This window comes from Pseudomonas sp. GL-B-19 (genome assembly GCF_019956415.1).
GTDB lineage: Bacteria > Pseudomonadota > Gammaproteobacteria > Pseudomonadales > Pseudomonadaceae > Aquipseudomonas.
Genome location: NZ_JAHBDK010000065.1, coordinates 1 through 26,092, shown reverse-complemented (window position 1 = coordinate 26,092; position 26,092 = coordinate 1). Strand labels below are relative to the sequence as shown.

25 protein-coding genes and 1 pseudogene are annotated in these 26,092 nt (G+C 57.5%); 13 read left to right on the top strand and 13 right to left on the bottom strand.

The window, feature by feature from the left end:
* Positions 1 to 204 precede the first annotated feature (204 nt).
* The 4 genes from KGB06_RS24195 to KGB06_RS24180 form a co-directional block, all read right to left on the bottom strand.
* Complete coding sequence (locus tag KGB06_RS24195) at positions 205 to 789, bottom strand: hypothetical protein (RefSeq protein ID WP_223520244.1); 585 nt, start codon at positions 787 to 789, stop codon at positions 205 to 207.
* Between the two features lie 97 nt (positions 790 to 886).
* Complete coding sequence (locus KGB06_RS24190) at positions 887 to 1,654, bottom strand: hypothetical protein (RefSeq protein ID WP_223520242.1); 768 nt, start codon at positions 1,652 to 1,654, stop codon at positions 887 to 889.
* A 408-nt stretch (positions 1,655 to 2,062) separates the two neighbouring features.
* Complete coding sequence (locus KGB06_RS24185) at positions 2,063 to 2,968, bottom strand: DMT family transporter (protein ID WP_223520248.1); 906 nt, start codon at positions 2,966 to 2,968, stop codon at positions 2,063 to 2,065.
* Between the two features lie 240 nt (positions 2,969 to 3,208).
* On the bottom strand, positions 3,209 to 3,832 hold the full coding sequence (locus tag KGB06_RS24180; protein WP_223520240.1) for a glutathione S-transferase family protein: 624 nt from the start codon (positions 3,830 to 3,832) through the stop codon (positions 3,209 to 3,211).
* Positions 3,833 to 3,915: 83 nt separating this feature from the next.
* Here KGB06_RS24180 and KGB06_RS24175 point away from each other — a divergent pair, with 83 nt between their 5' ends.
* Positions 3,916 to 4,761 (top strand): helix-turn-helix domain-containing protein, encoded by an 846-nt coding sequence (locus KGB06_RS24175; RefSeq protein ID WP_223520238.1) that lies wholly within the window; start codon positions 3,916 to 3,918, stop codon positions 4,759 to 4,761.
* Between the two features lie 258 nt (positions 4,762 to 5,019).
* Here the strand turns inward: KGB06_RS24175 and KGB06_RS24170 are convergent, their stop codons facing one another.
* From KGB06_RS24170 to KGB06_RS24160, 3 genes are all read right to left on the bottom strand, one after another.
* Positions 5,020 to 5,592 (bottom strand): hypothetical protein, encoded by a 573-nt coding sequence (locus KGB06_RS24170; protein ID WP_223520246.1) that lies wholly within the window; start codon positions 5,590 to 5,592, stop codon positions 5,020 to 5,022.
* 207 nt (positions 5,593 to 5,799) lie between these two features.
* On the bottom strand, positions 5,800 to 7,359 hold the full coding sequence (locus KGB06_RS24165) for a multiheme c-type cytochrome (RefSeq protein ID WP_223520236.1): 1,560 nt from the start codon (positions 7,357 to 7,359) through the stop codon (positions 5,800 to 5,802).
* Positions 7,360 to 7,804: 445 nt separating this feature from the next.
* On the bottom strand, positions 7,805 to 8,761 hold the full coding sequence (locus KGB06_RS24160) for an AraC family transcriptional regulator (protein ID WP_223520234.1): 957 nt from the start codon (positions 8,759 to 8,761) through the stop codon (positions 7,805 to 7,807).
* 199 nt (positions 8,762 to 8,960) lie between these two features.
* On the opposite strand from KGB06_RS24160, the gene KGB06_RS24155 reads away from it, so the two are divergent.
* Together KGB06_RS24155 and KGB06_RS24150 are read left to right on the top strand one after the other, a co-directional pair.
* Positions 8,961 to 9,914, top strand: a complete 954-nt coding sequence (locus KGB06_RS24155) for a diiron oxygenase (RefSeq protein ID WP_223520232.1) — start codon at positions 8,961 to 8,963, stop codon at positions 9,912 to 9,914.
* Between the two features lie 81 nt (positions 9,915 to 9,995).
* The gene (locus tag KGB06_RS24150; protein ID WP_223520230.1) at positions 9,996 to 10,415 is read left to right on the top strand and encodes an MAPEG family protein; all 420 of its coding nucleotides are present in this window, start codon (positions 9,996 to 9,998) and stop codon (positions 10,413 to 10,415) included.
* A 131-nt stretch (positions 10,416 to 10,546) separates the two neighbouring features.
* On the opposite strand, the gene KGB06_RS24145 is transcribed toward KGB06_RS24150, so the two are convergent.
* From KGB06_RS24145 to KGB06_RS24135, 3 genes are all read right to left on the bottom strand, one after another.
* Positions 10,547 to 10,810 (bottom strand): hypothetical protein, encoded by a 264-nt coding sequence (locus tag KGB06_RS24145; RefSeq protein ID WP_223520228.1) that lies wholly within the window; start codon positions 10,808 to 10,810, stop codon positions 10,547 to 10,549.
* Between the two features lie 194 nt (positions 10,811 to 11,004).
* Complete coding sequence (locus KGB06_RS24140) at positions 11,005 to 12,795, bottom strand: SulP family inorganic anion transporter (protein ID WP_223520226.1); 1,791 nt, start codon at positions 12,793 to 12,795, stop codon at positions 11,005 to 11,007.
* A gap of 76 nt (positions 12,796 to 12,871) precedes the next feature.
* Entirely contained in the window at positions 12,872 to 13,531 is a 660-nt protein-coding gene (locus KGB06_RS24135) for a VIT1/CCC1 transporter family protein (RefSeq protein ID WP_223520224.1), read from the bottom strand.
* A 301-nt stretch (positions 13,532 to 13,832) separates the two neighbouring features.
* Between KGB06_RS24135 and KGB06_RS24130 the strand changes: the two genes are divergently transcribed.
* The 9 genes from KGB06_RS24130 (at position 13,833) to KGB06_RS24090 (ending at position 23,037) form a co-directional block, all read left to right on the top strand.
* Complete coding sequence (locus tag KGB06_RS24130) at positions 13,833 to 15,110, top strand: flavohemoglobin expression-modulating QEGLA motif protein (RefSeq protein ID WP_223520222.1); 1,278 nt, start codon at positions 13,833 to 13,835, stop codon at positions 15,108 to 15,110.
* Between the two features lie 198 nt (positions 15,111 to 15,308).
* Positions 15,309 to 16,868: a DUF3300 domain-containing protein gene (locus KGB06_RS24125; RefSeq protein ID WP_223520220.1), complete on the top strand. Its 1,560-nt coding sequence runs from the start codon at positions 15,309 to 15,311 to the stop codon at positions 16,866 to 16,868.
* Positions 16,869 to 16,894: 26 nt separating this feature from the next.
* Complete coding sequence (locus tag KGB06_RS24120) at positions 16,895 to 17,782, top strand: DUF2950 domain-containing protein (protein ID WP_223520218.1); 888 nt, start codon at positions 16,895 to 16,897, stop codon at positions 17,780 to 17,782.
* 118 nt (positions 17,783 to 17,900) lie between these two features.
* Positions 17,901 to 18,572: a GntR family transcriptional regulator gene (locus tag KGB06_RS24115; protein ID WP_223520217.1), complete on the top strand. Its 672-nt coding sequence runs from the start codon at positions 17,901 to 17,903 to the stop codon at positions 18,570 to 18,572.
* A gap of 114 nt (positions 18,573 to 18,686) precedes the next feature.
* On the top strand, positions 18,687 to 19,619 hold the full coding sequence (locus KGB06_RS24110) for a 4-hydroxyproline epimerase (protein WP_223520215.1): 933 nt from the start codon (positions 18,687 to 18,689) through the stop codon (positions 19,617 to 19,619).
* Positions 19,616 to 20,731, top strand: coding sequence for an NAD(P)/FAD-dependent oxidoreductase (locus tag KGB06_RS24105; protein WP_223520213.1), 1,116 nt, complete (start codon positions 19,616 to 19,618; stop codon positions 20,729 to 20,731). The genes KGB06_RS24110 and KGB06_RS24105 overlap by 4 nt, the downstream gene beginning before the upstream one ends.
* On the top strand, positions 20,724 to 20,960 hold the full coding sequence (locus KGB06_RS24100) for a (2Fe-2S)-binding protein (protein WP_223520211.1): 237 nt from the start codon (positions 20,724 to 20,726) through the stop codon (positions 20,958 to 20,960). The genes KGB06_RS24105 and KGB06_RS24100 overlap by 8 nt, the downstream gene beginning before the upstream one ends.
* The gene (locus KGB06_RS24095) at positions 20,957 to 22,213 is read left to right on the top strand and encodes an FAD/NAD(P)-binding oxidoreductase (protein WP_223520209.1); all 1,257 of its coding nucleotides are present in this window, start codon (positions 20,957 to 20,959) and stop codon (positions 22,211 to 22,213) included. The genes KGB06_RS24100 and KGB06_RS24095 overlap by 4 nt, the downstream gene beginning before the upstream one ends.
* A gap of 74 nt (positions 22,214 to 22,287) precedes the next feature.
* The gene (locus KGB06_RS24090) at positions 22,288 to 23,037 is read left to right on the top strand and encodes an AraC family transcriptional regulator (RefSeq protein WP_223520207.1); all 750 of its coding nucleotides are present in this window, start codon (positions 22,288 to 22,290) and stop codon (positions 23,035 to 23,037) included.
* 84 nt (positions 23,038 to 23,121) lie between these two features.
* On the opposite strand, the gene KGB06_RS24085 is transcribed toward KGB06_RS24090, so the two are convergent.
* The 3 genes from KGB06_RS24085 to KGB06_RS24075 form a co-directional block, all read right to left on the bottom strand.
* Positions 23,122 to 23,571 carry a hypothetical protein gene (locus tag KGB06_RS24085; RefSeq protein WP_223520205.1) on the bottom strand — a complete coding sequence of 150 codons (450 nt, stop codon included), beginning with the start codon at positions 23,569 to 23,571 and terminating at the stop codon, positions 23,122 to 23,124.
* Positions 23,572 to 23,690: 119 nt separating this feature from the next.
* Positions 23,691 to 24,953, bottom strand: a complete 1,263-nt coding sequence (locus KGB06_RS24080) for an ATP-binding protein (protein ID WP_223520203.1) — start codon at positions 24,951 to 24,953, stop codon at positions 23,691 to 23,693.
* Entirely contained in the window at positions 24,950 to 25,633 is a 684-nt protein-coding gene (locus KGB06_RS24075) for a response regulator transcription factor (RefSeq protein ID WP_223520201.1), read from the bottom strand. Before KGB06_RS24075 ends, KGB06_RS24080 begins: the two co-directional genes overlap by 4 nt.
* Positions 25,634 to 25,854: 221 nt before the next feature.
* On the opposite strand from KGB06_RS24075, the pseudogene KGB06_RS24070 reads away from it, so the two are divergent.
* Positions 25,855 to 26,092: pseudogene (locus KGB06_RS24070) on the top strand (outer membrane protein assembly factor BamA); the annotation flags it as partial.

Genomic DNA, 26,092 nt, shown 5'->3' with positions numbered 1-26,092 from the left:
AACAGCGTTGGCGTGTTCCAGGTCGCGACTAATGCGATCCGCGGCATCGACTGCACAATCGCTCAGTCAACGAACGTCGATGATCGAAAGCGATGAGGTCATGAGCGTTTTTACACACTCTGGGCCAGAAGCGGTCATTTTGGGCTCGGGACTTCGCGGAGCCAGGAAGCCGGCTGGTGTTCAGTAATTGGCCCCTCTTTTGATTTATGGCTCATAAAGGCACCCGCCCAGTGGGTCGGTCCAGACCAGTTCTCCAGTAGCGGGTCGTCTCATAATGTTGTCAAGCTTGGTATCGACGTTACCGTCATGGCGCTCCGCAAATTCCGCCGACTTAGCGAGAGTTATTAATACCCCTGCCAAATCTGGATGCTCATCGGCTAAGGACCGGCATCGTTCAGAAAGCGCGCAGTTGGCTGGTAAATCGTCATTGTCGTCCAGCAACCCCGACATTACGCCGGCAAGTAAAGGTTCATTGTTCTCATCTACGCTCACTAACCTTTCCACTTCGGCCAACCAATAAAACTCATTTGCGCTTCCTGGGAGTGAGGAGTCGGAGGGGCCGACTGCGCCGTAATCGTGAATGATCTCGACAACATGGCGGTTGCCTTCAGCCCACTGCTGGGCGAGGAAGTTATGGCCGCATCCTTCAAGAGTAAGGCGATAGAGTCTGTCACCGCGCTCAAACAACATGCTGCTTGAGCCTTGGGAAAAGACGGTGGCTTCTTTCAACGGCTCTTGTGTAAGTATCGTTTGAAAATGAGCGCCCTCAAATACCGCTTGATCAGTCATATGTATTCCCCGAAGCTGATTTTTTCCAATGGGAGATAGCTGAGTGAGAATGAGCGCGAGAGCCCATTAGAATTAAAGCCTGATGGGCTAACCTAGCTTAGGGCCTGCTGCCAAGAAACCTTTCCTGAAATGCTCTCCGCCCCTGGTCGTATGGTTCGGGGTTGGTCGCATGAGGGACTGGTCCTTTTCGGTCACCGATGAGGTAGTTGATTCGGTAGGTGCAGTTACCCGATGGGTGTAGCATTCCGCCCACGACACGATCGGCTTTCAAAACGTGTTCTTGAATTAGGCGATCCAGGACCCTCTGAACCTGAGGGCCCAAACCAACAAAGACGGCGTCTTTTAGTGTTTCGACTTCTGCTACAAAGTTATCCAAGAGATACTTTCGTAACAACGCGTTTTTGGTCATGTCTGGAGAGCCACGATAATCGCCGTCATTGACGAACACGGGATAGCGCAGTAGTGATGTAGTGTGCACCAAGTGGCGCGATGTGGAGAAAAAATCAGTTGAATCTCTCAGGCCGAGCCACTGGTGGAAGCCCCAGTGGTTTAGCTGCTTGATCAGGTTTCCCCTTAGCGGTTCACCACTAAACGCACCGACATTTTTAGCGGACTGGATAGCTTCTGCGTGGGATTTTCCAGCTTGCAACGAGAGCCGAGCCTCGTTATTGGCATTGACCATCTGAGTGGGGCCTGGAGTGATCCCGACTAAGACAATGCGTGCACTCGGATTGATATATTCGAACGGCGCATAGTAGATTTTAAGGTCTCCGCTTGTATCCATCAGTAGTCGCGGGTCCCGCACCAATGGTCGTGACGATCCACATAACGCAGTCATATATTTTTTAACCAGCTCTGTATTCATTCTTCTGAGAATTCCTGAAAAAGAAAGACCGGGACAGTCTGCGGCTGACTAACCAATGTTCATGAATACCTTGAAAGGTAGTTTAAAAGCTGAACCATTTTTGAGTTTTTAGAGGTACCCAAACGTCCGCGTCTGGCCAGTTTCTATCCTGCTAACCGGCTGCTTTGGGTCGGTTTGAGCCGGTCGTGGAAGGCAAATATCGGCCAAAAGCAGCCTTTAGGATAGGTCTAGGTAGTTTGCAAAAAGCCATGAAGCTACTTCTCATCCTTCTTCGCGAGCTTGCACGATCTGCCAAGTCCAGGAAGTTGGCCGCAACGGATAGTAACGACTACACGCAGACCTTGCGGGTCCGCGCGTAACCTATTGGCTACGGTCCCGGCAGTCCGTCGTTCACGATATCGCCGTGATTCATGTCGCCTCGGGTAAAGAATGCGCTTTCTCAGGCGGTTTGATTGAGCCGATATAAACCGCAAAGATAGTCAGCAGCGCGCCGCCAATCTGCAGCGTGGAGCTGGCCTTGCCGAGAAAGGTGACATCAATGAAATACGTGATCACCGGCTCCAGCAACAAGATCAGACCGGCCAACCCCAGGCTAATGGCTCCGATCGAACGGTTGACCAGCAGCCAGCCGACAAACTGCACCAGTGCTCCGTATATGATCAGCATCAGAAAAGTTTGCCCATCCACGATGGCCAAGCTTTCCCCAGCTGCCAATGTGTATGTCAACAGAACCAGTGCCGCCCAAAGACTCAAATTGAGCATCTGTGCAATCTTGTCACCCCCGCCGTCAGGTAACTGGGTATTGATCTTCAGAAAGTACACGCAGATGGCATACGCCAGCCCCGACAGCACTCCATACACCACGCCTGTGATTCCTATCGCACTGGTCATCTCGGGAAGCAACAACAGATAGAGGCCAACAAATGCCAAGGTGATGGATACCAGGAAGTAGAGCGAAGGTTTTTCCTTCAACAGATACAACCCCAGTAGGGTCATGAAGAACACCTGACAGTTAGTCAGGATCGAGCCGATGCCCGGGCCGACGATATAGATGCTCTGGTGCCAGAGCACCAGATCGATGGCCAAAAACACCCCCGCCAATGCAGTGTACAAGTGCGCCTTGGCGCTTTTGAGCAGCACCGGTGTTTTGCGCATTTTGAGCAGCAGGAAGAACAGGATCGAGGCGAACAACATCCGATAGAACCCTGCGCCACCCGCGCCGATATGAGCGAAAGCGACGGCTAGAGCAGACAGACTTAGCATCAGTCCACCGATGGTCAATTCAATGATTGCCCGATCGCTATTAATCGACATGAGTAACCTCATTGATAAAGACCAGAGTAGCCGGCCCAAAACCTATGCCGATTACATCATGGACTTGTCCTCCAGGCTCCGAACCCCTGGCATTAACTTTATGAACGCTCATAACTTTTTCCGCCCTGTAACAAACGTGAATCTCGACAAAGCAGAAAAGCCACAACGGCCTTTTCTGCCACGAGCCAAACAACAACTAATATTTTTATTAACTGTAATAGTTAGCAGCTACACAACTCTTTAGACTTCTTGCGCAGCCAACTCCAACCATTGTTGTACCGGCGCATAGCCCAGAATTTTTTCGACATAACCCTGCAATTGCGCTGGGATGGCAATACCATAACGACGGAAGCGGAATACCACGGGAACAAACATCGCATCAACAATGCCGAAGTCACCGCAGAGGAACTGTGTTGAACCGCTCACTTCACGAAGCTGGCTCCAGATAGCGAATACCCGCATGATTTCCAATCGGGTTTCGGCGGTCAGGCTTTCCGGGATGTCACCGGTGTTCAGACCAAACGACATCTGCGTGCGCAGGTGGGTGAAACCGGAGTGCATCTCTGCCGCAGCAGCTCGTGCCAGGGCCTTGACCCGTGAATCTTGGGGCCAAAGGTTGGCGGCCGGGTATGTGCCGGCAATGTATTCGCTGATGGCCAGGCTGTCGTTGATGACGGCATCATCAAGCAGCAGCGCCGGTACTTTGCCTGAAGGCGAGTGCTCCAGAATGCGCTGGCGGGTGTCGCTTTGCTCCAGTTTGATCTGAAGGGTTTCAAATTCAACATCCGCTGTCACAAGAACCAACCACGCACGAAATGACCATGAAGACTTATTAAAATCCCCAACTACCAGTTTTGTAGACATCGTATCCCCTAGCTTGCGTTATGAAACAGGTGCTAAATTTAGCGACCTTTTTTTCATACGTATTGCACAAAACTGGACAATTCATGGACAAGAGTCGCTGTAACAAACCCCCTCAAAAAGACAAGGATTTTGTTCAATTCTGGCGTATACCCGAAGGCGACTGTGAGTTGCTATCTGCGCGTTACAGCACTCAATCTTTTGGCCGACATTCACATGACCGGTACGCTATCGGCGTTATAAGTAGCGGTGTTGAAAAACTTTTTTATCGCGGCAGTTACTACATGGGGGTCGCTGGCAGTGTGGTCACCATTACCCCCGGGGAGATCCACGACGGCTTGCCAGGCCATGATGAGGGCTGGATGTATCGAATGCTCTATATCGACCCCGAATGGGTCAATCGGATGGTGTTTCAAGGGCGTTTTTCAGACGATCATATTCATCTTTTTCAAACAGCTCTGAGCCAGGCCCCCGACTTCGCTCGGACCTTTTTGCATCAACATCAACTCATTGAAAAATCCCCCTCCAGCCTTGAGCGGGAAACTATCCTGCTGGATCTGGTGACGCAGCTCTTCGAGCGCAGCGGAGCGCCTATCGAACCAGTCAGTGCGACTGAGCAGCACGCAGTGCAAAGGATCAAGAGGAAGCTCGAAGACGACTTCGACAAACATCTGTCTCTGGAAGAACTGGCGCAACTGGTCAACCTTGACCCTCTTTACCTGATCCGGGTGTTCAAAAAAAGCGTTGGCGTCTCCCCCCACAGCTATCAAATCCAGAAAAGAATCGCCCAGGTCCAAAAACTGTTGCGCACCGGGTCCAGTCTCGCAGAAGCGTCATTCACTTGCGGCTTCTTCGATCAAAGCCACATGACCCGAGCCTTCAAAAAGGTAGTCGGCATCACCCCCGGTAGTTTCCGCAACAGCAGTTCCTGAACTTGTGCGTCCCCGAGGGGCGATGTGCAGTGGTCTAAAAAAACGCCCCCCATTCAGAAAGCCAAGCCTTACGGCTTCGGCAACCTTCAAATTGTTTGGGTAGAGGCCAACGGATTTTTTACACAAACTCGGCCAGAAGGGCGGTTCGTGGCAGCGGCACAGGGACGGGAGCAGGTTCGAGCGCTGGTGGTCGCAGCAGCGGACAATGACCACCATGGCTCGACAAATACCAGGCTACCGGCTGCACGTTATGGATAGCTACCCCGGTACCGAGTTTTTTGGCGCACCGACACTGCCCGCCCTACCGGCGACTGCAAGTGCCACGCAACAAGCCAATAACGAGAATGCGGCGAATGCACCCATCACGTGTAGATAAGGCAGCACGTGATTCCAGGCTCGAGCCACCCCCAGGAAAGCAGCGAATAACCAACCGCTCATGGAAAGCGCTCCCAACAAGGCGAGCCGCGCGCGACCTGCACTGCGCAGTGCGACGAATGGAGCCTTTTGCAAAAGCGGGAAGCCGATTCGATGCAGTAATGCACCGTTCAAGCTAAGCAGCGCGACGACAGTCACCTTGGCCCAGAGTTTCTGATTGAGCAGATACGCGTCGCCTTCATTGAGATAACCCTGAAGCACCAGCAACAGTCCGCTTGCCCAAAGGGCCAGCAGTGCGAGGCTGACGATCTTCTGAGTTTCATCAAGGTACTCAAGCCTCGCCTGGTCCAGTATTTCCTTGCGCCAACTCCAAAGTTTGTGATCCGCCTGTAACACCCTCCCCAGGGCAATACACGTAGCGAGCAGATGACCGTATACGAGAAGCATTTTGAGCATTGCCTTGACCTTATTATTGTTTGGGCGTTGCGCTCCCTGCTTCGCTGATTGAAAGCGAATGATACAAATTGGCAATTGCATTTACAAGATAACCGTTCATTAACATGTGCCGGCAGCTATGTGTCGCTTGCAGCCGGCCACGAAAGCCTGAATTAGCAGCCTTTACGGTGAGTGATCGGGGTCAGGCTGGACATCGACACTGCGCAGCTAAAAGTGCGCAGTATCTGGCCCGGCGGCGGGCAGGCTTGTCCACAGGGGTACGCTCTGCGTGACTTTGGCCATCCGGGTGATTTCCACTTGCAACTTATCCTTGCCGAGCAGGTAGTCAGCCAGCTTCTGCGAGAACGGCCAGTAGTTCAGGTCGGCAGTCACGGTCAGCGGCCCGACGGCGTCGGCCGGCACCAGGAAGGAAAACTCCCGAATATCGTAGCCCTTGGGCAGAATGCGGTTGTCCGAGAGAATTTGCGTGGCGTTCCAGACCTCGACATCCAACGGATTGCCGTCCTTGTCGCCTATATGCACTTTGAAATTTCGCGTGTTGTCCTCGGTCTTGCCTTCCTTGATCGCACCCAGTCGATAGAGCTCGCGACCACTGGCATCCAGCACCCGAAAATCGATCCACATCTCCCGTCCCTCCGGAAAGCCGGTCGGCAGCTTGTGCCCGGCGCCGACATTGGCAACTTTGACTGCGACCGAGGTGTATTGCCCGGGAATGATGGTTGCCGGCAGTTGCTCGAACTTTATTTCCGCCGCACGCGCGAGCATGTCGCGCGCGCGTTGCGCGCCTTCTTCCTGACCGAGATGCTTGAGCATCATGGCATTGGCGCCGCTGAACCAATGCGAGGCGACCTCCTCGCGGTCTGGCCCCATGATCGCGGCCTTACCCGCAAAACCCGGCATGTGGCAACTCTGGCAGGTCACATTGTTAAAGCTGTAGGCGCTCTCCTGCCATTCGTCATAGGTGCGCTCAACCGCCACACTGCTGAACGGGTGCGTGACGTTGTGGCAAGTGGCGCAAAAGTCCGAGCGTGTGTGCAGAGCGGAATACACGGTGTCGTGATAAGGCGAAATGGCATCTTTACGCGGGCCGAACTTGGTCGGCCTACCGTGCGCTCGAGGGCTCAAGACATAGGCGCCGTTATCGAGGCCGGTGCGAGCGCTGATGTTGTGGCAGGTCTCGCAATCGACCCCCGGCATCGGATGATTTTTCTCGCTGTCTTCAATCGAGGAGCGGTTGACTTGCGAATTGATCTGCCCGGTCGTGAGACCGATCGGGGTATGGCAGCCGGTGCAGAAGTTATCGACCTTCCCCTCGGTGGCCGAACTTGCACGCGTGAGCAAGGCCCGATAGATGGGTTCATCCCAGGCTTGGGACATCATCGACGAGCGCCACTGCTTGTAGATCTCCGTATGGCAAGCGCCACACACCTGAGCATTGTCGAAGTCTTTTACATTCAAAACCAGGTTGCCGGGGGTATTGGCCCGATGCGGAAAGAACGGCATCCCGCCAATCACATGCATGAGCCTGGAGCGAGCCGGCTCCACCCACTTCTCATTACCTTGATTGTCGTTACCCTGAGGTTCGTCGGCCGCCACAAGAGTTATCGTAAATAGGCAGGCGAGAAAGAACAAAAGACGGCGAACAACAGGTCTGATCACCAGGTAGATCAGGTTGTGGACAAAGGCTGCCAGTATTTCACCCGGCCTGGGCGAGTTATTGCGTATCTGGTAAAAGCGCTGCGCACACGTATGCTTAGAGCGGCTCATAAGCGTTTCCCCTAGACGGTTGCAGTGAATAACTGCTGCACTTCTATTGAGTGGCCAGGGGTAATGCGTGAAGCAAACCGATGGTTAGGTAATCACTCAATGGGGTACTTACAGCGGCACTGCTTCCCGACTCTGCACCTTGCATGAACGGGATAAGCTCAGTCAGCAATTACTCTGCCAGCGTTGTGTAAAATATGTGTGATGACTTGAATACTCCGCAAACATTGGTCACGGATTGAAACAACGTGCTAATGGAGGCGCGAATACTGCAGAGCAATACCCCCCATTAATGGGGGCGTTCACTCCGATATCGGGGGGGCCACTATTTCTGCCCGTTCCTGCTCATCTTCACCCGATAACTATGTGACACACAAACATGCATAGATGAAGGCGTGGCTGGCGAAACTTAAGCGCGTCCATGTTCATACACACCGGCCTCCAGCTCTCACGCTGATTGTCTGCGCCAAGTGCCGGGCGACGTGCCGAACTGACGTTTGAAGGCGCGACTGAATGCGGCTTCGGATTCGTAGCCAACTGCAAAGCCGATTTGCGCCACACTGCCGCGACCTTCGCGCAGGTGTTGAGCTGCCACGTGCATACGCCAGAGCGTCAGGTATTGCATCGGTGGCTGTCCGACCAATGCCGTGAATCGCTCCGCGAATACCGAGCGCGACATCCCCACTTCAAGCGCCAGGGCTTCTGCAGTCCAGCCCTCGGTTGGGCGAGCATGGAGTAGCGCCAGTGCGCGCCCGATATGCGGATCTCGCAAACCCGCCAGCCACCCGCGCCGCTCAACGGGGAGGCTTGCGACATACTGGCTGACGGCTTCGACAAATAGCAGTTCGGATAGCTTGGCAATGACCGTCGCCGAGCCGACGCGTCCCGCCGCGATTTCGCTGACAGCAAAACGGAACGAGCTTTCGATCCAGGCTCCCGAAGCCGTCGCGCGAATGTCTAATTTCAATACGGATGGCAGCGACGAAAGCAACGGACTGAAGGGTGTTTCAGAGCCGAGGAATCCGCACAATAACTGCGTGGCCTCGCCGCCCCCACCGTACTTGATTCGTGAAATGCCGCCGACTTCTGGCGGCTGAACAACTTCGCTCGCCGACATGGGCGCAATACTCAGGTCGCTGCCAAAAGTATGAGGGTCATTGCGAGGAAGCAGAACGAGTTCACCTGCCTCCACGTCGATGGAGGCACCACCGTCGATGCGCAATTGCATGTGCCCCGCGGCGACAAAATGCGACGCAATGATATGCCGAGGTGCCGCCAGGAACGGTTTGCAATCATCCGCCGAGATTCTTCCGTTGATGCACCAGGGCGCAGTGAATTCCGCCTCGAGGAAAACTCCTCCAGACAGCCGAATCACACGCAAGACATCAGAAAGCGCATCCAACACTTGCCTGCCCTCTTTTCCGGACGCCTGAGCATGTAATCCGGCGCACTGGTCATTCACCGCCTGAACGGCGAGACCTAGATTAGCACCAACGCGGACTCAGCGATCGAGACTATCCCCCCGACGCTTCACCTGTGGTCATTGGCTCCGACGTCAACCGTAATTGCCCCGTTTCAACCGACCAAGGCAGCAGGAGATCCATATGAACAGCGTCGCTACCCTACCCAGCTCAGAGTCAGACAACGCCGACCGTTATGCTCAAATTGTCAGATCATCGAAAAAGGCCGAATGGCAGATCGATCGCGATTTGCTACAGGACAGGAGTTTCGACTTCTCGCGCAAATTCTTGCCCGATGGACTATCACAGATCGACCGCCTGACCTTTCTCGCCGGGGCCGAGGCGCGCCTGCTCAGCCAGATTCAGGGCCGGACCTATGCGTATATCTTTGGCCTGGTCGAGCGTTTTATCAGTGCCAAAATGCTCGATCAAGGTCGGGCCCATGTCTTTGACAATCAGCTCGCACTCGAAGCGCTGGTGCGCTTTTCCAACGACGAGATCAAGCACCAGGAGTTGTTTCGGCGCATGGAGATGATGATGGGTACGCACTTGCCAGCGGGGTATCGTCAAGTGGCCGATCCCAACGATGTGGCGCGTGCGGTACTGGCGGCCAGCACGTGGTCGGTTCTGGCGCTGACCTGTCATATCGAGCTGTTTGTCCAGGCGCACTACGTACAGAGCATCGCACCGCGCGAGGAGTTGTGCCCACTGTTCAAGGATGTCTTCAAATTTCACTGGAAGGATGAAAGCCGGCACGTCGTACTCGATGAACTGGAGTGGAAGACGGAGCACGCGCAACTCTCGCCAGCCGAGTGCGACCAGGCGGTGAACGATCTGATTGCGCTGGTGGCGGCCGTCGACGGAATTCTTCAGGCGCAATCGGCATCCGATGCCGACTACTTTATTCGCAATGTTTCACAACCGTTCAGTGTCGATGAGACAACGCAAATCAAAGCCTGCGTGCTGAGCGCCTACCGCTGGCAATACATTGTCTCGGGCGTGCTGCATCCACACTTTGGCCGGCTGCTTACAAGCATGACAACGCCAGCACAGATGTCCAGGATTCAGACTGCACTGGCACCCATCATGAGCCATTGATCGACAGCGCGCGACCGACGCCTCGTCGGCCGCGCGGCTGTGGGAAGACGTGCTGAAAATGATTTATTGAGGATGGCGGCCATGACCATACCGATGTGGATGCTACTTGGGTTTTCGACCTGGACTTTGCTGCTGTTGATGGCAACCGTCGGAGTGTACCGCTGGGTCGCCATCTTGTTCTCGAATGTTCCGATTGCCTCGTTCCGAAGCGATCAGCTCGAAGGCGAAGATTGGTATCGGCGCGGGACACGAGCACACGCCAACTGTGTGGAAAATCTGCCTGTCTTTGCTGTCATCGTGTTCGTGATTTCAGCCCTTGGTGTCAGCGGCCCTGCAGTGAACTACTTGTCCACACTCGTCCTGATCGCTCGCGTGTGCCAGTCTTTGGTTCACGTATCCCATGTGCAAACCGATACGTTCGTGGCAATTCGGTTTACCTTCTTTTGCGTCCAGTTGGTGTGTTTTCTCGCGCTCATTGTGATAGCCGCTTTTTACGGCTAAGTAGCAGCTCAAGCAAATCGAGCGGACAATAAATTTGTCCGCTTTTCATTGCTTGATGTAGTCGTTCTGCCTTGACCGTTTTCTGGAAAGATTGACCCATTGGCGGATGGAAGCGGGATTTACATTAACGATCAATATTTGATGTCCCGAGCGGTGCGGCGCGTGTCCTGCTTGGTACTGCGCTTGTCCTGGCGACATTCTGCATTGTTCTTGTCACTGGCCTTTCTGCAATCGTACTTGGTTTGCCGTGCGTCGGAGCGCCCTGTTTGCCTCGTATCCCGCGCTTCACGCCGTTGTTCTCCCTGCTCTGTCGCATACGCCGGCACCGAGACCCACTGCACACCCGCGGCGACGGCCAGTGTCGCCAAGGCCATCAAGACGTGCTTGCGAATCATGATGTTCCTCCATTTCAAAAACGCTCAGTCGGCTCGCTCACCGAGCATGTTCAGGGGAAACTGCACTTACATTGTTCACTCATACTCCACAAAAGCTTTTGTGACGCCTGAAATCTGACGATAGGACTCCCCAGGCATTCGTGCAAGGCGCTTCGGTCGCTGATAGTCGTCAAAACTCGTGCATCTCTACCACCTCACTGATTCTCATCCTGCCGTTTGGCCCCCTCCACAGGATACGTCGCGAGGTAGCTGTTGACCGCAGTGCCCAACGTCGGAAAAAACGCGGTTTCGCCAAGCTGGGTGAAAAGCCCGAATCGCTTCAGTTTGTCCTTGACCGGGTCTTTCATCTCGGCCAGGCACAACTCGATGCCCGCCGCGCGCAAAGTTTCGTCCAGTTCAGCCAACATGTCGGCAGAGGTCACGTCCACACTGGTCATAGGTTCCGCCGCAACGACCACCCAGCGTACCGGCGTAGGGGACGTGGCCACCGCGTCCAGCACCCGTTCATTGAACAACTCGGCGTTGGCGAAAAACAAAGGCGCATCCCAGCGGAAAAGGACCAGGCCGGGAAGCAGTCGTGCGTCAGGAAAACGCTTGATGTCATGGTAGCCCTGAACGTCATCGACACGTCCCAGCACCGTGGAGTACGGCCGCCAGCCATCCCACAGGAATTCAATCACCGCAATTACAATGGCCAGGGCGATCCCCTCGATTGCACCAAACACAGCGACGCCGACGGTGCAGGCGATGGACAGCCAGAACTCCCACTGCTGAATGCGATAGATGCGTCGCAGATCCGTGACCTCGATCAAGCCGATGGCCGATGCGATCACGACCGCCGCCAGCGCGCTGTTGGGCAGGTCCTGCAACAGGTTCGGCGCCACCAGCAACAGCAAGGCAACCGCCAGCGCTCCGACGACACCGGACAATTGGGTTCTGGCGCCTGCGGCCTCGGCCACCGGTGTGCGTGACGAACTGCTGCTGATTGGAAAACCCTGGAAAAAACCGGCCGCCAGATTGGCGACGCCGAGCCCCACCATCTCCTGGTTCGGATCAACGTAAGTACGCGAACGTGCCGCATAGACACGCGAGAGCACGCTGGTGTCGGCGAACGAAACGAGCGCGACGGCAATGCCTCCGATCAGGACCGGGACCATATCGGCTTGAGTGATCCAGGGAATGGCAAACGCCGGCATGCCTTGTGGAAGCTCGCCGAGGACCGATATTCCGTATTTCGAGGCAAGGTCCAGCACACCGACGGCGATGGTTGCGCCTGCCACGGCGATCAAAATACCCGGAATGCGTTTGTGCCCCTTGAGCAACAGGATCACCACCAACGTGGCGGCACCGACGGCAAACGTGACCCAGTTGGTTTTTCCGTCCAGCACCGAGGTGATGATCGCCCACATATTTCTCAGCGGCCCGGCGGACTCGATCTTGAAGCCGAAAAATTTGGGCAATTGGCTGATCAATACGGTCAGCGCGATACCGTTCATGTACCCGTAGCGAATCGGTTTGGAGAGCAGTTCCGTGATGAAACCCAAGCGCGCTATGCCGGCCAGAATGCAGACCACCCCCGACACAATAGCCATCATTCCCGCCAGGGCGACGGCGCGGTACGGGTCGCCGCCCGACAGTGGCAGGATCACGGCAAGGATGACGGCCGCCAGCGAGGAATCCGGCCCCAGCACCAAAATCCGGCTCGGCCCGAATAACGCATAAGCGAGCAGCGGAATGATCGTCGCGTAAAGACCATAGATGCCGGGTACGCCCGAGGCCACCGCGTAGGCGATACCCACTGGCACCAGCATGGTGGTCAGGACGAGTCCGGCGACGATGTCATTTCGCAACCAGGCTATTTGATAGGTGAGTAGCGTGTTCAGTCCAGGCAGCCAGCGGCTCCAGTGTTTCTGTTCGGCGCCGGCTACCCGATGTGCAATACGGCCCGGTTCGGGGGCGGAAGGTACAGAATTCGAATCGCTCATAGAACTGTAACCCCTTGGTGTACAGCGCGTAATGGCTTAGAGGCAGCTGCAGAATTGCCGAATCCGCTTTTGTTCGTCATCCGCCGAGCGCGACGATCGCGACGATCAGAACCGCGCCAGTGACCGCCATCGCAACCCCGCCTTGCCACGGTTTTGCGCCGGCGTATCGCGCCAGTATCCAACCCGCGATGAACAGCACCGCGAGCCCGACCAAATTAGATAGACGAACGGCGAGCGCCGTCTCTTCGAGTAACAGGAAAGGCACTACAAGTGGAAAGGTCGATGCCACCACCAACAGAAAAACGCCCAGTGCACCTTTGAAATCATCCCAACCGAGGCGCGACTGTACCGACGTGGCGGGGTAATCGACCAGGCGGCTGCGTAACAATTCCAGGGTCTCGGGCTTGGCTGCTGCCGCCAGGTGCGACGGCAGAGCCCCCGCCACCAGCGCCTGGCCGGTGGCCGCGTCCGCCCCGCCGAGTTTCTCGTATAACGTGCTTTTACGCGTGCGGTCGATCAACGCGCGCAGTAGATACATCACCGCGTCTGCAAGCCCCCAGGCAAGATTGCAACCGAGCGCGGCAAACATCATGGTACGTTCAGCCTCCTGGCCCGATGTCGCCACGCTGATCGTTCCAGTGAACGTCATCGCCATGAGCAGGCCGAATATGACCTCTGTGACACGATCGACCGGGTCGAGGATCCGTGCCCGCTTCTGTCCTTCGGTGTTTGGCATGCGTCCTACCTCGCTGAAAGGTACTCACGTGTGCAAGTTTCATAGGCCAGAGCACAGCGCTATCAGGCGGTGCTCTTTTTCGATTTCACTTAATTGTAGTGACAAAAAAATTTGTCGCCGACTTCGAGCGCGATGTCTACAACGGCGCACCTGATGCAGCCTCTATAACGGTTAGCACGCGAATGCCTGCCTTGCCTGTTCGCATCAATCTCCCGCAAGCAGCGCCCTGACCTGTAACAACGCGCTGCATCAGCAACGACTAAGCTTTTACTGGTAAGTCTTGTCTCCCCAGGAGATTCCGATGATCGCCACGCCCCTGTCTGAACTCGATGCCGCCCTGCCCGGTCTGGCCCGCAAGATCCGCGTGCTGGATGCCCTGGCGTGGCCCGATGGCGTCGAAGAAGCCTTCCTGGCGAATTGGCGCAGCGGGCATGCACAGTTGCCGAACGTCGAACTGCGTCCGCGTGACCACAGCGCCGACATCGACGCGCTGGAATCCTTTGTTGACCATTGTGATGAAGCGCATCCCGCCGGGAACTACCTCGCCATGACAGCGCGAAGCTATGCCACGGCCGGACGCATGCTGGGGGCCATTGGCACTCCCGCCTTTACTGACTATTCATCAGCGCTGTACCGGCGCCCGGATTTCCATTACCCACGCCTCAACTTGAGCATGCTGGACGCCGCCCGGTTCTTCCTTGACACCACCGACGCCCTTCTGGGCAGTGCCCGGATTCCACCGAGCCCGGCCGAGATCCCGGCCGAGGCCTTTGCCGCCTGGATGCAGCCGGAACTGGACCGATTCTTCGGCGAGGGCCAGGTCACGGTGATACTCGATCCGACCCTGGCCGCCAAGGCCATCGCCGGGGCGAGCCGCATCCGCCTGCGCGCCAGCGCGATGTTCTCTGAACTGGACAAGAATCAGCTATTGCAGCACGAGGCGTTCGTGCATATCGCCACGGCACAAAACGGCGCGCGCCAACCCAACCTCAAAAGCCTCGGCCTTGGGGCTCCCCGCACGACACAGACTCAGGAGGGTATTGCTACCTTGGCCGAGCTGTTCACCGGCAGCATGGACATCAACCGCTTGCGTCGCCTCGCCTTGCGCGTGCTCGCCGTCCAACAGGCGCTGGAGGGCGCCGATTTCATCCAGGTATTCGAAGGTTTTCTGGCGGCCGGTCAGTCGCAGGAGGAGTCGTTTCGCTCCACCCAACGGGTGTTCCGCGGCGCCGACCTGCACGGTGGGTCAGCGTTTACCAAGGATGCCGCCTACCTGACTGGCTTGCTCGGCGTCCATACCCTGCTGCGCATCGCGATTCGCGATAACCGGCCGGAACTGGTTGGCCATTTGTTTGCCGGGCGCCTCAGCCTGGGGGATACCGTACGCCTGGCGCCACTGTTCGAGTCGGGCTGGCTCCAGGGGCCGGTCTATCTTCCAGCGTGGGCCAGCGATCTGCGCCTGCTCGCCGCCAACCTCGCCTTCTCAGCCTTTATCGCTCGGATCAAGCTGGATGTGCTCGACCTGGAGGTGCTCGTGGCGTTTGCAGACGAGCACGAAACCGATGCCAGTGCCCGGTGATGACGCAAGCTACAAACTGAGTGGTTTGGTATGAGTTTCCAGAGCGGATCGAGCGAATGTAAATAAATAGCAGAATTTTTTTGTTTGCTACGCTTAATGAGCGGTATCGAAGCTGAGGTCTGGGGTTAGCAAAGTCGGACCTCACCTCTGTGGCATTGATCCACTCATTCCAAACCTGCCTGACCACATGGAGTTGCAATGCGCATTCCATCACTCTACACGTTGTCAGCTGTCCTTATTTTGAGCGGATCTTTCTGCGTATCGCAGGCAGTGGAAGCGGCCTCAAGCACGACCACTGCCGTGCCAGCGCCCGCCAGTTCGACGCTTAAAGATGCCGTGTTTACCCAGGAACAGCTGGATCAACTGCTGGCGCCCATTGCGCTTTACCCGGATCCACTGCTGGCACAGATTCTGATGGCCAGTACGTATCCCGGGGAATTCAGCGAAGCAGTCGCCTGGTCTAAAGCCAACCCGAACGCCAAGGGCGATGATGCAGTCAAACAAGTGCAGAACAAGCCCTGGGATCCGAGTGTACAGGCGCTCGTCGCCTTCCCGCAGGTGTTGGCCACGCTGGGACAGGATCCTGTGGCGGTACAACGCCTGGGTGATGCCTTCCTGGCGCAGCCCGACGATCTCATGGCAGCGGTGCAACGCTTGCGTCATCAGGCGCAGGCAGCAGGCAACCTGCAGAGCAACCAATATCAGAACGTGACGGTTCAGAATTTTCCGGCACCGGCACCGGCAGCCACGTCCACAACTGTGGCCCCGGCTCCGGCCAGCTCCTCCACCATCATCATTGAGCCGGCCGATCCACAGGTTGTCTACGTACCCACTTATAACCCGACAACCACCTACGGCACCTGGCCTTATCCTGCGTCGCCTCCTGCGTACTACCCACCGCCGCCCGCCTATTACCCCGGCCAGGCATTGTTGACCGGGCTGGCGTTTGGTGCCGGTGTGGCCATCGTCGGTTCGTTGTGGGGCGAATGTGACTGGGGTAATAACGACGTCGACATCGACGTCGAACGCTACAACAACATCAATGGCAACAACCGAATCAACGTCAATCAGAGCAAGTGGGAGCATAACTCCGCGCATCGCAATGGCGTTCCCTATCGCGACAGCAGGAGCCGCGAGCAGTACGGTCGTCAACTGAACGGTGCCAATCAGCGTGAAGCCTATAGAGGGGACACCGCCCAGCGAGCCCAGCAGCGTGAAAATGCCCGTAGCTCGATGGACAGGGCCGGTATCGAACGACCTCCCACCACCAACCGCGAAGCCCGTGATCAAGCGCGCGACGCCCAGGCCAGAGGCGTGGACAGCAATCGGGCACAAGGTGGTACAGACAGGGATGCTGCCAGGCAGAACGCAGCCAACAGACAGAGAGCGGCTGAAAGACAGAGTGCAACTGACAGACAGCAGGCTTCTAACAGAGGCCAGGGCACTGACAGAAACACACGGGAAAATCAGCAACCCAGGAAACAGACCGCTGATGCCAGACAGCGCGGACAGGGTAACGCACAGGCGCGCCAAACTACGAAAAGTCGGCCGACCACGCAGGTCGCCAGTAAGGGCAGTGCCCGCAACAACGCATTTGCCGGCACGCGCTCACCGTCCCAAGTCAACGCACAAGCGAATCGTGGCCGGGCCAGCCAGGCATCGGCCCAGCGCCCGAGTGCCTCGCGATCAGCCGGCAAACAGGTCAGTCGGCCGTCCAATCCACCAGCGCGTCAAAGTCAAAGGGGTGGCCGTCGTTGAATAACAATCCTCGAGTGAAGACACTCATGGGCTTGCTTCGTCAGTCCCTGGCGATAACGGCAGGCGTTGCGTGGTCCTGCATGGTCATGGCACATCAGGAATTTCCAACGCCCGAAAAGGCCGCTCAAGCGTTCGTCGAAGCACTGGGTACGAAACAGGCCAATAATGAACGCCTGACAGAGTTACTGGGTAAAGAATGGCGTAGTTACATCCCTCGCGGAGGCGCGGAGCGCAAAGATGTCGATGCATTTTTGAAGCTGTACCACGAGCAAAACCACATTGAAAAAACCAGCGACGGCGAGGCGATCCTGTCGGTCGGAACCAACAACTGGACACTGCCTGTCCCCATCGTAAAAGGCACGAAAGGTTGGCACTTCGACATCAAGGCCGGCAGTGCCGAAATTCGCGCACGTCGAATTGGCCGCAACGAACTCGCCGCGTTGCAATCGGCACAGGCCTATCACGACGCCCAGATGGATTATGCGTCAGTGGATCGTGACGGTGACGGCGCACTTGAGTATGCGCAGAATCTCTACAGCGCCCCCGGCAAGCACGATGGACTTTATTGGGCAGACGACGATAGCGGTCAGATCAGCCCGTTGGGTCCCTCGTTCGGCAAAACCATTGCCGGAGAAGCCTGGCATGGTTACCACTTCCGCATCCTGACTGGCCAAGGCCCTTCGGCACCGGGTGGTGCCTACAGCTACCTCATCGGTGACAAGATGAGCCGAGGTTTTGCACTGATCGCCTGGCCGGCGAAATACGATGATACCGGTGTGATGAGTTTCATGATCAGTCATGACGGCCAGATATTTGAAAAAGACCTGGGGCCTGATGGTGAAAAGTTGGCGCAGTCGATGAAGCTCTTTGACCCGGATGACAGCTGGAAAGAAGTCTCGGAAGATCAAGACTAGAACCTGGCATTCAAACAGCCGCTGCGCCGGTACTTCGGTACCCGGCGCCATCGGAGAGGAAGATCGGCTAAAGAATTTCGTATACCCTAGCGCTATCTCACTCCAAACGACCGCCGACGTGAACCTACCCAAACTCAACGCTCCCGACCTTGGCAATACGCCTTCGACCTCGGAAATCATCACCCGTCATTTGCGGGACGCGATCGTCGCCGGGCATTTTGCCGAGGATGAACCGATTCGCCAGGACGACATTGCCCGCCAGTTCAACGTCAGCAAAATCCCGGTGCGCGAGGCCCTCAAGCGGCTGGAGGCCGAAGGCCTGGTGATGTTCCAGCGCAATCGCGGGGCGATGGTCACGCGGATTTCCGATGCGGAACTGGCGCAGATGTTCGAAGTGCGTATGTTGCTGGAGGACAAGGTGTTGCGCCTGGCCATTCCCAACATGACCGAACAGACCTTCGCCCGTGCCGAGAGCATCTGCCAGGAATTCATCGGCGAAGACGACGTCGGGCGTTGGGCCGAGCTCAACTGGGAGTTGCATTCCTGTCTTTACGAACCGGCGCAGCGGCCGTTTCTGGTGAGTCTGATTCGTTCGGTCAACGACAAACTGGAGCGCTACCTGCGCATGCAGATGAGCCTGTCCGCCGGCAAGGAGCGCGCCGATCACGAGCACCGCGAGATTCTTGCGGCCTGCCGTGCCGGGGATGTGGATCTGGCGGTGAAGCTGTTGGATGAGCACATTGCCGGGGTCTGCAAGACCCTCTTCGAGCATCTGCCCCACGCTCACTGATCGCTGCGGACACTGTGCTGATTTCGTCATCGGCACAGGTTAAATCCATCAAGCCGACACCCGACCGCACGGGCCACTCTAGCGTTCACTCAACCGAATGGACGTGGCCCTCCCATGAAAAACATCTCCGTCATCGACTCCCACACCGGCGGCGAACCGACCCGTCTGGTGACCGCCGGTTTTCCTGATCTGGGCAGTGGCAGCATGGCTGAACGGCGCAAAATCCTGGCCGAACAGCATGACCAATGGCGTGCGGCGTGCGTGCTGGAACCACGGGGCAGTGATGTGCTGGTGGGTGCCCTGCTCTGCGAACCCGTAGACCCGAGCGCCTGTGCCGGAGTGATTTTCTTCAACAACAGCGGTTACCTGGGCATGTGCGGTCACGGCACCATCGGTCTGGTGGCTTCTCTGGCGCATATGGGCAAGATCGGTCCTGGCGTGCACAGCATCGAGACGCCTGTGGGCACGGTACAAGCTACCCTGCACGACGACCATTCGGTCAGCGTACGCAATGTCCCCGCCTATCGTTATCGCAAAGATTTGGCATTGCAGGTGCCGGGTATCGGTCAGGTGACCGGCGATGTCGCTTGGGGCGGCAACTGGTTTTTCCTGATCGCCGATCACGGCCTGCGGGTGTCCGGGGACAACCTTGAGGCGCTGACCGCTTACACCTACGCGGTGCAGCAGGCACTGGAAACCCAGGGTATTCGCGGTGAAGACGGCGGCCTGATCGATCATGTCGAGCTGTTCGCCGATGACGATCACGCCGACAGCCGCAACTTCGTACTTTGCCCTGGCAAGGCCTACGATCGTTCACCGTGCGGCACCGGTACCAGCGCGAAACTGGCGTGCATGGCGGCTGACGATAAGTTGCAGCCAGGGCAGATCTGGCGCCAGGCCAGTGTGATTGGCAGCGAGTTCGAAGGCTCCTTCGAATGGCAGGGTGAGCGTATCGTGCCGACCATTCGTGGCCGCGCCTTCATCAGTGCCGAAGCCCGCTTAATCATTGAACAGGACGATCCATTCGCCTGGGGCATTCGCCCATGAACCAGGGCCGTGTGGCCGATGTGATCGTCATCGGCGCCGGCATCATCGGCGCGGCTTGCGCCCAGGCGCTGGCGCGTCGCGGCTTGCAGGTGCTGGTGCTCGATGCCGGCCTGCATAACGCGACGGCAGCGGGCATGGGCCACTTACTGGTGCTCGACGACAACCCGGCCGAACTGGCCCTGAGTGATTATTCCCTGCAACGCTGGCGCGAGCACGCACCGGACTTGCCCGACGGCTGCGCTTACCGTAACAACGGCACGCTCTGGCTGGCCGCCAACGCCGAGGAAATGGCGGTGGCCCACAGCAAATGCCTGAACCTGCAGGCTCAGGGAATCGCTTGTGAACTGGTCGGTGCCAGTGCCTTGCGCCAGCGTGAACCGGAACTGCGCAAGGGCCTTGAAGGGGGATTGCTGATCAAGGGTGACGGCATTCTGTATGCGCCCGCCACGGCCAATTGGATGCTCGACACACCGAACATCCGCCAGCGCCGGGCACATGTCACGGAGGTCGATGGCCATCGGGTACGCCTCGATGACGGCCACTGGTTGAGTGCCGAAGCGGTGGTGCTGGCCAACGGTATTCAGGCCAATGAACTGTGCCCTGAGTTGCCCATCGAGCCGAAAAAAGGTCACTTGCTCATCACCGACCGCTATCCCGCCACCGTCACCCACACCCTGGTGGAACTGGGTTATGTCACCAGCGCCCATAACACCAAAGGCCCGTCGGTGGCCTGCAATATTCAGCCGCGTCCGACCGGGCAATTGTTCATTGGCGCCTCGCGGCAATTCGGCACGACCGACCCGCAGGTCGAAGGCTGGATGTTGGCGAAAATGCTCAAGCGTGCGGCCGAATATATGCCGGGGTTGGCCCGGCTCAATGGCATCCGCGCCTGGACCGGTTTTCGTGCCGCAAGCCCCGACGGCTTGCCGCTGGTGGGTCAGCACCCACAACGTCAGCGCTTATGGCTGGCGGTCGGTCATGAAGGACTGGGGGTGACCACCGCGCCCGGCACCGCGGATTTGCTGGTCGCGCAACTGTTCAACGAAACCCCGCCACTGGCTGCGCAACCCTATCTGCCCCAACGTTTCCTCGGAGAACCTGTGTATGCCTGAATTGATGCTCGACGGTCATGCCCTGAGGGTCGCCGACGGTACCAGCGTCGCCGCAGCCCTGGCGTTGGGCGGCAACGGTTGCAGCCGCACCTCGGTCAGCGGTCAACGGCGCGCACCGCTGTGCGGCATGGGCATTTGCCAGGAATGCCGGGTGACCATCGACGGTCGCCGTCGCCTGGCGTGCCAGACCCTGTGCCGTGACGGCATGCAGGTGGAGACACACCCATGAACGAATACGCCGATCTGTTGATCATCGGTGCCGGCCCCGCCGGCATGGCCGCCGCACTGGCAGCAGCACCCAGTGGTGCACGCATTGTCATGCTCGACGACAACCCGTTTACCGGCGGGCAAATCTGGCGCGACGGCCCTCAAGCCAGTCTCCCCGCTCAGGCCCGACACCTGCGTGAGCGGTTACAGTCCCACGGCAATATCCGCCATCACAGCGGCACTCGGGTGATCGCCAATCCCGGCCTGAAACATTTGCTGGTCGAAGACGACGATCACGGCTGGCTGATCAGCTATGGCAAATTGATTCTGTGCACCGGTGCCCGAGAGTTGCTGTTGCCCTTCCCCGGCTGGACGCTGCCTGGGGTCACCGGGGCCGGGGGTTTGCAGGCACTGATCAAATCCGGACTTTCGGTGCGTGATGAGCGCGTGGTAATCGCCGGAAGCGGGCCGCTCTTGTTGGCCAGTGCGGCTACCGCAAAAAAACACGGAGCATCGGTGCTACGCATCGCCGAGCAAGCTTCGCTCACGGCGGTCTCCGGTTTCGCTGCGCAACTGCCGCGCTGGCCGGCGAAATGGTTGCAGTCGTTCAGCTTGTTCAACCGTCATTACCGTGCAGCCACTCATGTAATCGCAGCCCTTGGCACTGACCGACTCGAAGGCGTACGCCTGCAACAGCAAGGCAAAATCGTCGAACTGGAATGTGATCGGCTGGCCTGTGGATTCGGCCTGATCCCGAATATCCAATTGGGTCAGGCGCTGGGTTACGCCATTGAAGGACAGGCGTTGGCGGTGGACATCTGGCAGGCCAGCAACCGCGCCGATCATTACGCAGCGGGCGAATGCACCGGGTTCGGTGGCAGTGAACTGGCCTTGGTGGAAGGTGCGATTGCTGGCCACGCCGCAGTGGGCGACGTTGTAGCAGCCCGCCAACTGTGGCCGCGCCGGGCACGCTGGCAGGGGTTCGCCAATGCACTGAATCAGGCATTCGCCCTCGACCCGCGACTCAAATCCCTGGTGCGCCCCGACACCTTGGTTTGCCGTTGCGAAGATGTGGCATACGCCGCATTGGCCGGGCACACGGACTGGCGTGAGGCCAAGCTGGCCAGTCGCTGCGGCATGGGGGCCTGCCAGGGGCGTGTGTGTGGCGGTGCGGTGCAGCATCTGTTTGGCTGGCAACCCTCAGCGCCGCGCCCACCGTTCAGCCCGGCGCGAATCGAAACTTTGATGTGCCTGGACGACACCCCGCCCGCGTGATGATCGCATCGGGGGTTTCGGCCACGCTGCCGAGCCACTATGATCCCGGGGGTCGACATCAGGCCCCCAACGCCATGTACCCCTCGCTCACCACGTTTAAACCCTGCGACTTGCCGACGCTGCTGAACAGTCTTCAGCCGATCGCGCCGCTGCTCGATACCCTGTCGGACGTGGTGTTTTTCATCAAGGATCGCGAGGCCCGTTACGCCTTCGTCAACCAGACCCTGGCCCGGCGATGCGGTTTCAAACACAGTGAGGAACTGCTGGGACGCACCGCTGAAATGGTCTTCCCGGAAAAGTTCGGCCCGCTGTACACCGAACAGGATCGACGGGTGCTCTCCAGCGGCCGGGTACTAGCCGACCAGTTGGAACTGCACCTGTATTTCGGCAACCAGCCGATCTGGTGCCTGACCCACAAACTAGCCCTCAAAGATGAACAAGGTCGCATCGTTGGCCTGGCCGGCATTTCCCGCGATTTGCAATCGCCACAATCCAGTCATCCTGCTTATCAGAAGCTCGCCGCGGTGGATTCGCATATCCGTGATCACTTTGCCCGACCTATCAGCCTTGCCGAGTTGACGGACATTGCCGGGTATTCGGTGGCGCAACTGGAGCGTCATTGCAAACGGGTATTCCAGCTCACACCGCGGCAGATGATTCACAAGGCACGGCTGGAAGAGGGTTCACGGTTGTTGTTGCATAGCGATTTGCCGATTACCGAGATTGCCTTGCGTTGTGGGTATACCGACCATAGTGCTTTTAGCCGGCAGTTTCGGGCGTTGACCAGTTTGTCGCCGAGTCAGTATCGCGACAATCAACACTGAACCTATAACATTCTCATGAGCCTGTCTGACACTGAGGCTATCGGTTTTTATGACACGGCGTGGATGGTGGTTGACGCGGCCAGGTTATTGATCTGCTGCATAGATGACAGATTGTGCAGTATCCAATGTAGTGGGACGACGAGTGAAGTAGGTATCACCCTCAACGGTGTGGATCTCATAATCCGTTTGGGGCGCAGTATGGCCCAATGCAACGGTATGCTTGATGATTTTCAGTACTCGCTGAAACATCACAGCCTGAGTACCGTTGCGGGTTGGTCCGGTGAGTACGCTCACATTTTGAAACCAGCCGTCGTTCCTTTTGTTCGCCACCAAGGTGTGGCTCAGCGCCTCAAAACGTTCCATGCGGGTAAACCCCCAGAGCGTCTGTTCCTTGACCGCCTTGCCCGGTGTGGCAGAACCAGTGAATACAAACAGGTTGATATCCGGATTGTCTTCGCAGAAGAAATCATAGGGTACCAGCCCGTCGACCATTTTCTGCCCAGATACAAATCCCTTTTTATGAACCAGAAACATGCCGACCTCCTCTCAATGGCATCACTCAGAAAATCAGCAAACGTTGAGTAAGCTTCAGTGAGAAGTCTACTGAGACAGTGCGTACAGGGCGGTCAAGGCAATGTAATTTCGTGTAAAGATCAAGCCCGATGGGGCAAACGAATATCCATGATCAACCCACCGGACGGCTCGTTGTACGCCGCAATAGTGCCGCCATGCACCTCTACCGCCCTGGAGGCGATTGCCAGTCCCAGGCCGAAACCACCGCTGTGCTCGCCGATACCACGCTCGAAGGGATGGAAAATGCTCTGCAGTCTGCTGCTTTCGACTCCTGGCCCCTGATCGATAATTTGTACGGTCAGGCTTTGTGTTGGCAGATCGACCGCGGCGCAGACCCGCACTGTACTCACCGACCGGGTATGACGCACTGCATTGCGAATGACGTTCTCGAAGCACCGATACAACAGCTCGCCGTTGACACGGCTGACGAAGGCCGGACAGGCCTGCAGACTGACCCGACAATTTTTTATCTTCGCCTCGAATTGGGCGTCCTCGACGATTTCCGCCAACAACTCGATGACATCCAGTGATTCACACTCGAAACTCTCGGGCCGGCCCTGTAAGCGCGCCAGGGTCAGCAGGGCCTCGATCAGCGTATCCATGCGTACCGACTCGCGCTCAATGCGCTCGATCATTTCCAGGCGAGTCGGGACCTGATGCAACAGCCCAATGGCGGCCTGCATGCGCGTCAACGGTGAACGTAGTTCGTGGGAGATGTCGTGCAACAGATGCTGCTGAGCCTCCACCAGTAATTTCAACTGGTTGGCCATTCGGTCACAGTCCTCGGCCAGGTCGACGATTTCATCGCGGCGCCTGCCCATCATCGGTTTGACCCGGGTATCGAAGTGCCCCTGCGCGACATCGCTCATCGCCCGCCGCAAGTAGGCCAACGGCCAAGCCAGATAGTAGGCCAGGTACCCGCTAAACAGCGCACTCATCACGGTGCCGACGATCAGCGGAGTCAAACGCCCGGGCCTGCCATTATCGTCACGACCAGGAGAACGAGAGGACCTGAGCGAAAGTGTGACCCCCTCTTTACTGATGAACGAGCGCTCATAAGTCGGTTGCGATACCGGTGAGCCGGCCAGCAGCTGGCCAGCAACGTCATATACGCCAATCGCCTGACCAGGAGGATGCTGCCACACCGCCAGGAGTTGCTTGCCCGATTCGATGCCAAATTGCTGCAGCAGCTGTTCCTCACTGACCAGGACAACCTCCAGATGAGGATCGCCGGGGCGGAAGTTTTCCAGGATCAGAATGCCCAGCCCGACAAAGAAGGTCAGGCTGGTAGCCAGCCAGAACGCCAGGAACAGTTTCCAGTACAAGCGGCTTGGTCTCATCATTCCGCGATCAACAGATAACCGAGGCCACGCACACTCTGAATCCACGCGCTGGTGTCGGGACGCGGCCCCAGTTTTTGTCGAATGCTGCTGATGTGCACATCGATGCGCCGGTCATAGCGGGTCAACGGATGCCCCAAGGCATTGAGCGACAGCTCCTGTTTGCTCACCACTTGTCCTGCCCGTCGGGCCAATTCTTCAAGCAAGCTGAACTCGGTACTGGTAAGGCTGAGCTCGCGCCCATGCCACCGAGCCTGACGCTTGCCCGGCCACAAGGTCAGAGTGCCGCTCTCGATGACTTCCATGGCTGGCGGGCTCATCGATCGCACCCGGCGCATGATCGCCCGCAAACGTGCCACCAGTTCACCCGGAGAGCTGGGCTTGGGCACGTAGTCATCGGCGCCAAGTTCCAGGCCGGTGATCCTGTCGATATTGTCGCCACGAGCCGTGAGCAAAACTACGGGCACCTGGCTGCTGGCCCGGATACGCCTGAGAACCTCGATACCTGACAGTCTCGGCATCATCACATCCAGCACCACAATGCCATAACGACCCGAAAGCGCCTGGTGTTCGCCCTCCTCGCCGGTGTGTACGGCAGTCGCCTCGAAGCCTTCTCTCTCCAGGTATTGGCAGAGCATTGCCGTCAGTTCCTGGTCATCGTCGACTAGCAATACGGAGATCATGGCGGGCTCTTGAGTGAACATCGTCGCATTATCTCTATTGCCCCGCGCACCGTCATCGTTTCAGTCCAACCTTTACCTAACTTGACACTTGGTTAACCGCACCAAACATCCCGCGCTTTTATGCTTGACGTCCACCCGCCTGGCCCCTGTGCGGTGACCCGTCTACGGCGAGTTATCCAGGCGTGCCTGCGCTGCTTGTCGATGTATCCTGGAACAACTTGATGAATTTTTCGCACCTTCTCTGCTCGGTTGCGCTGCTGCTCAATGCCACATTTGCGCACGCCCAAGGCTTCAAAATCTCCAATATTCGCGTCAATGGCCTCCAGCGGGTTTCCGCGGGTAGCGTCTTTGGTGCTTTGCCGTTGAACGTCGGTGAACAGGCGGATGATCGTCGCCTGGTGGAATCCACTCGTGCGTTGTTCAAAACCGGGTTCTTTCAAGATATCCAGCTGGGCCGCG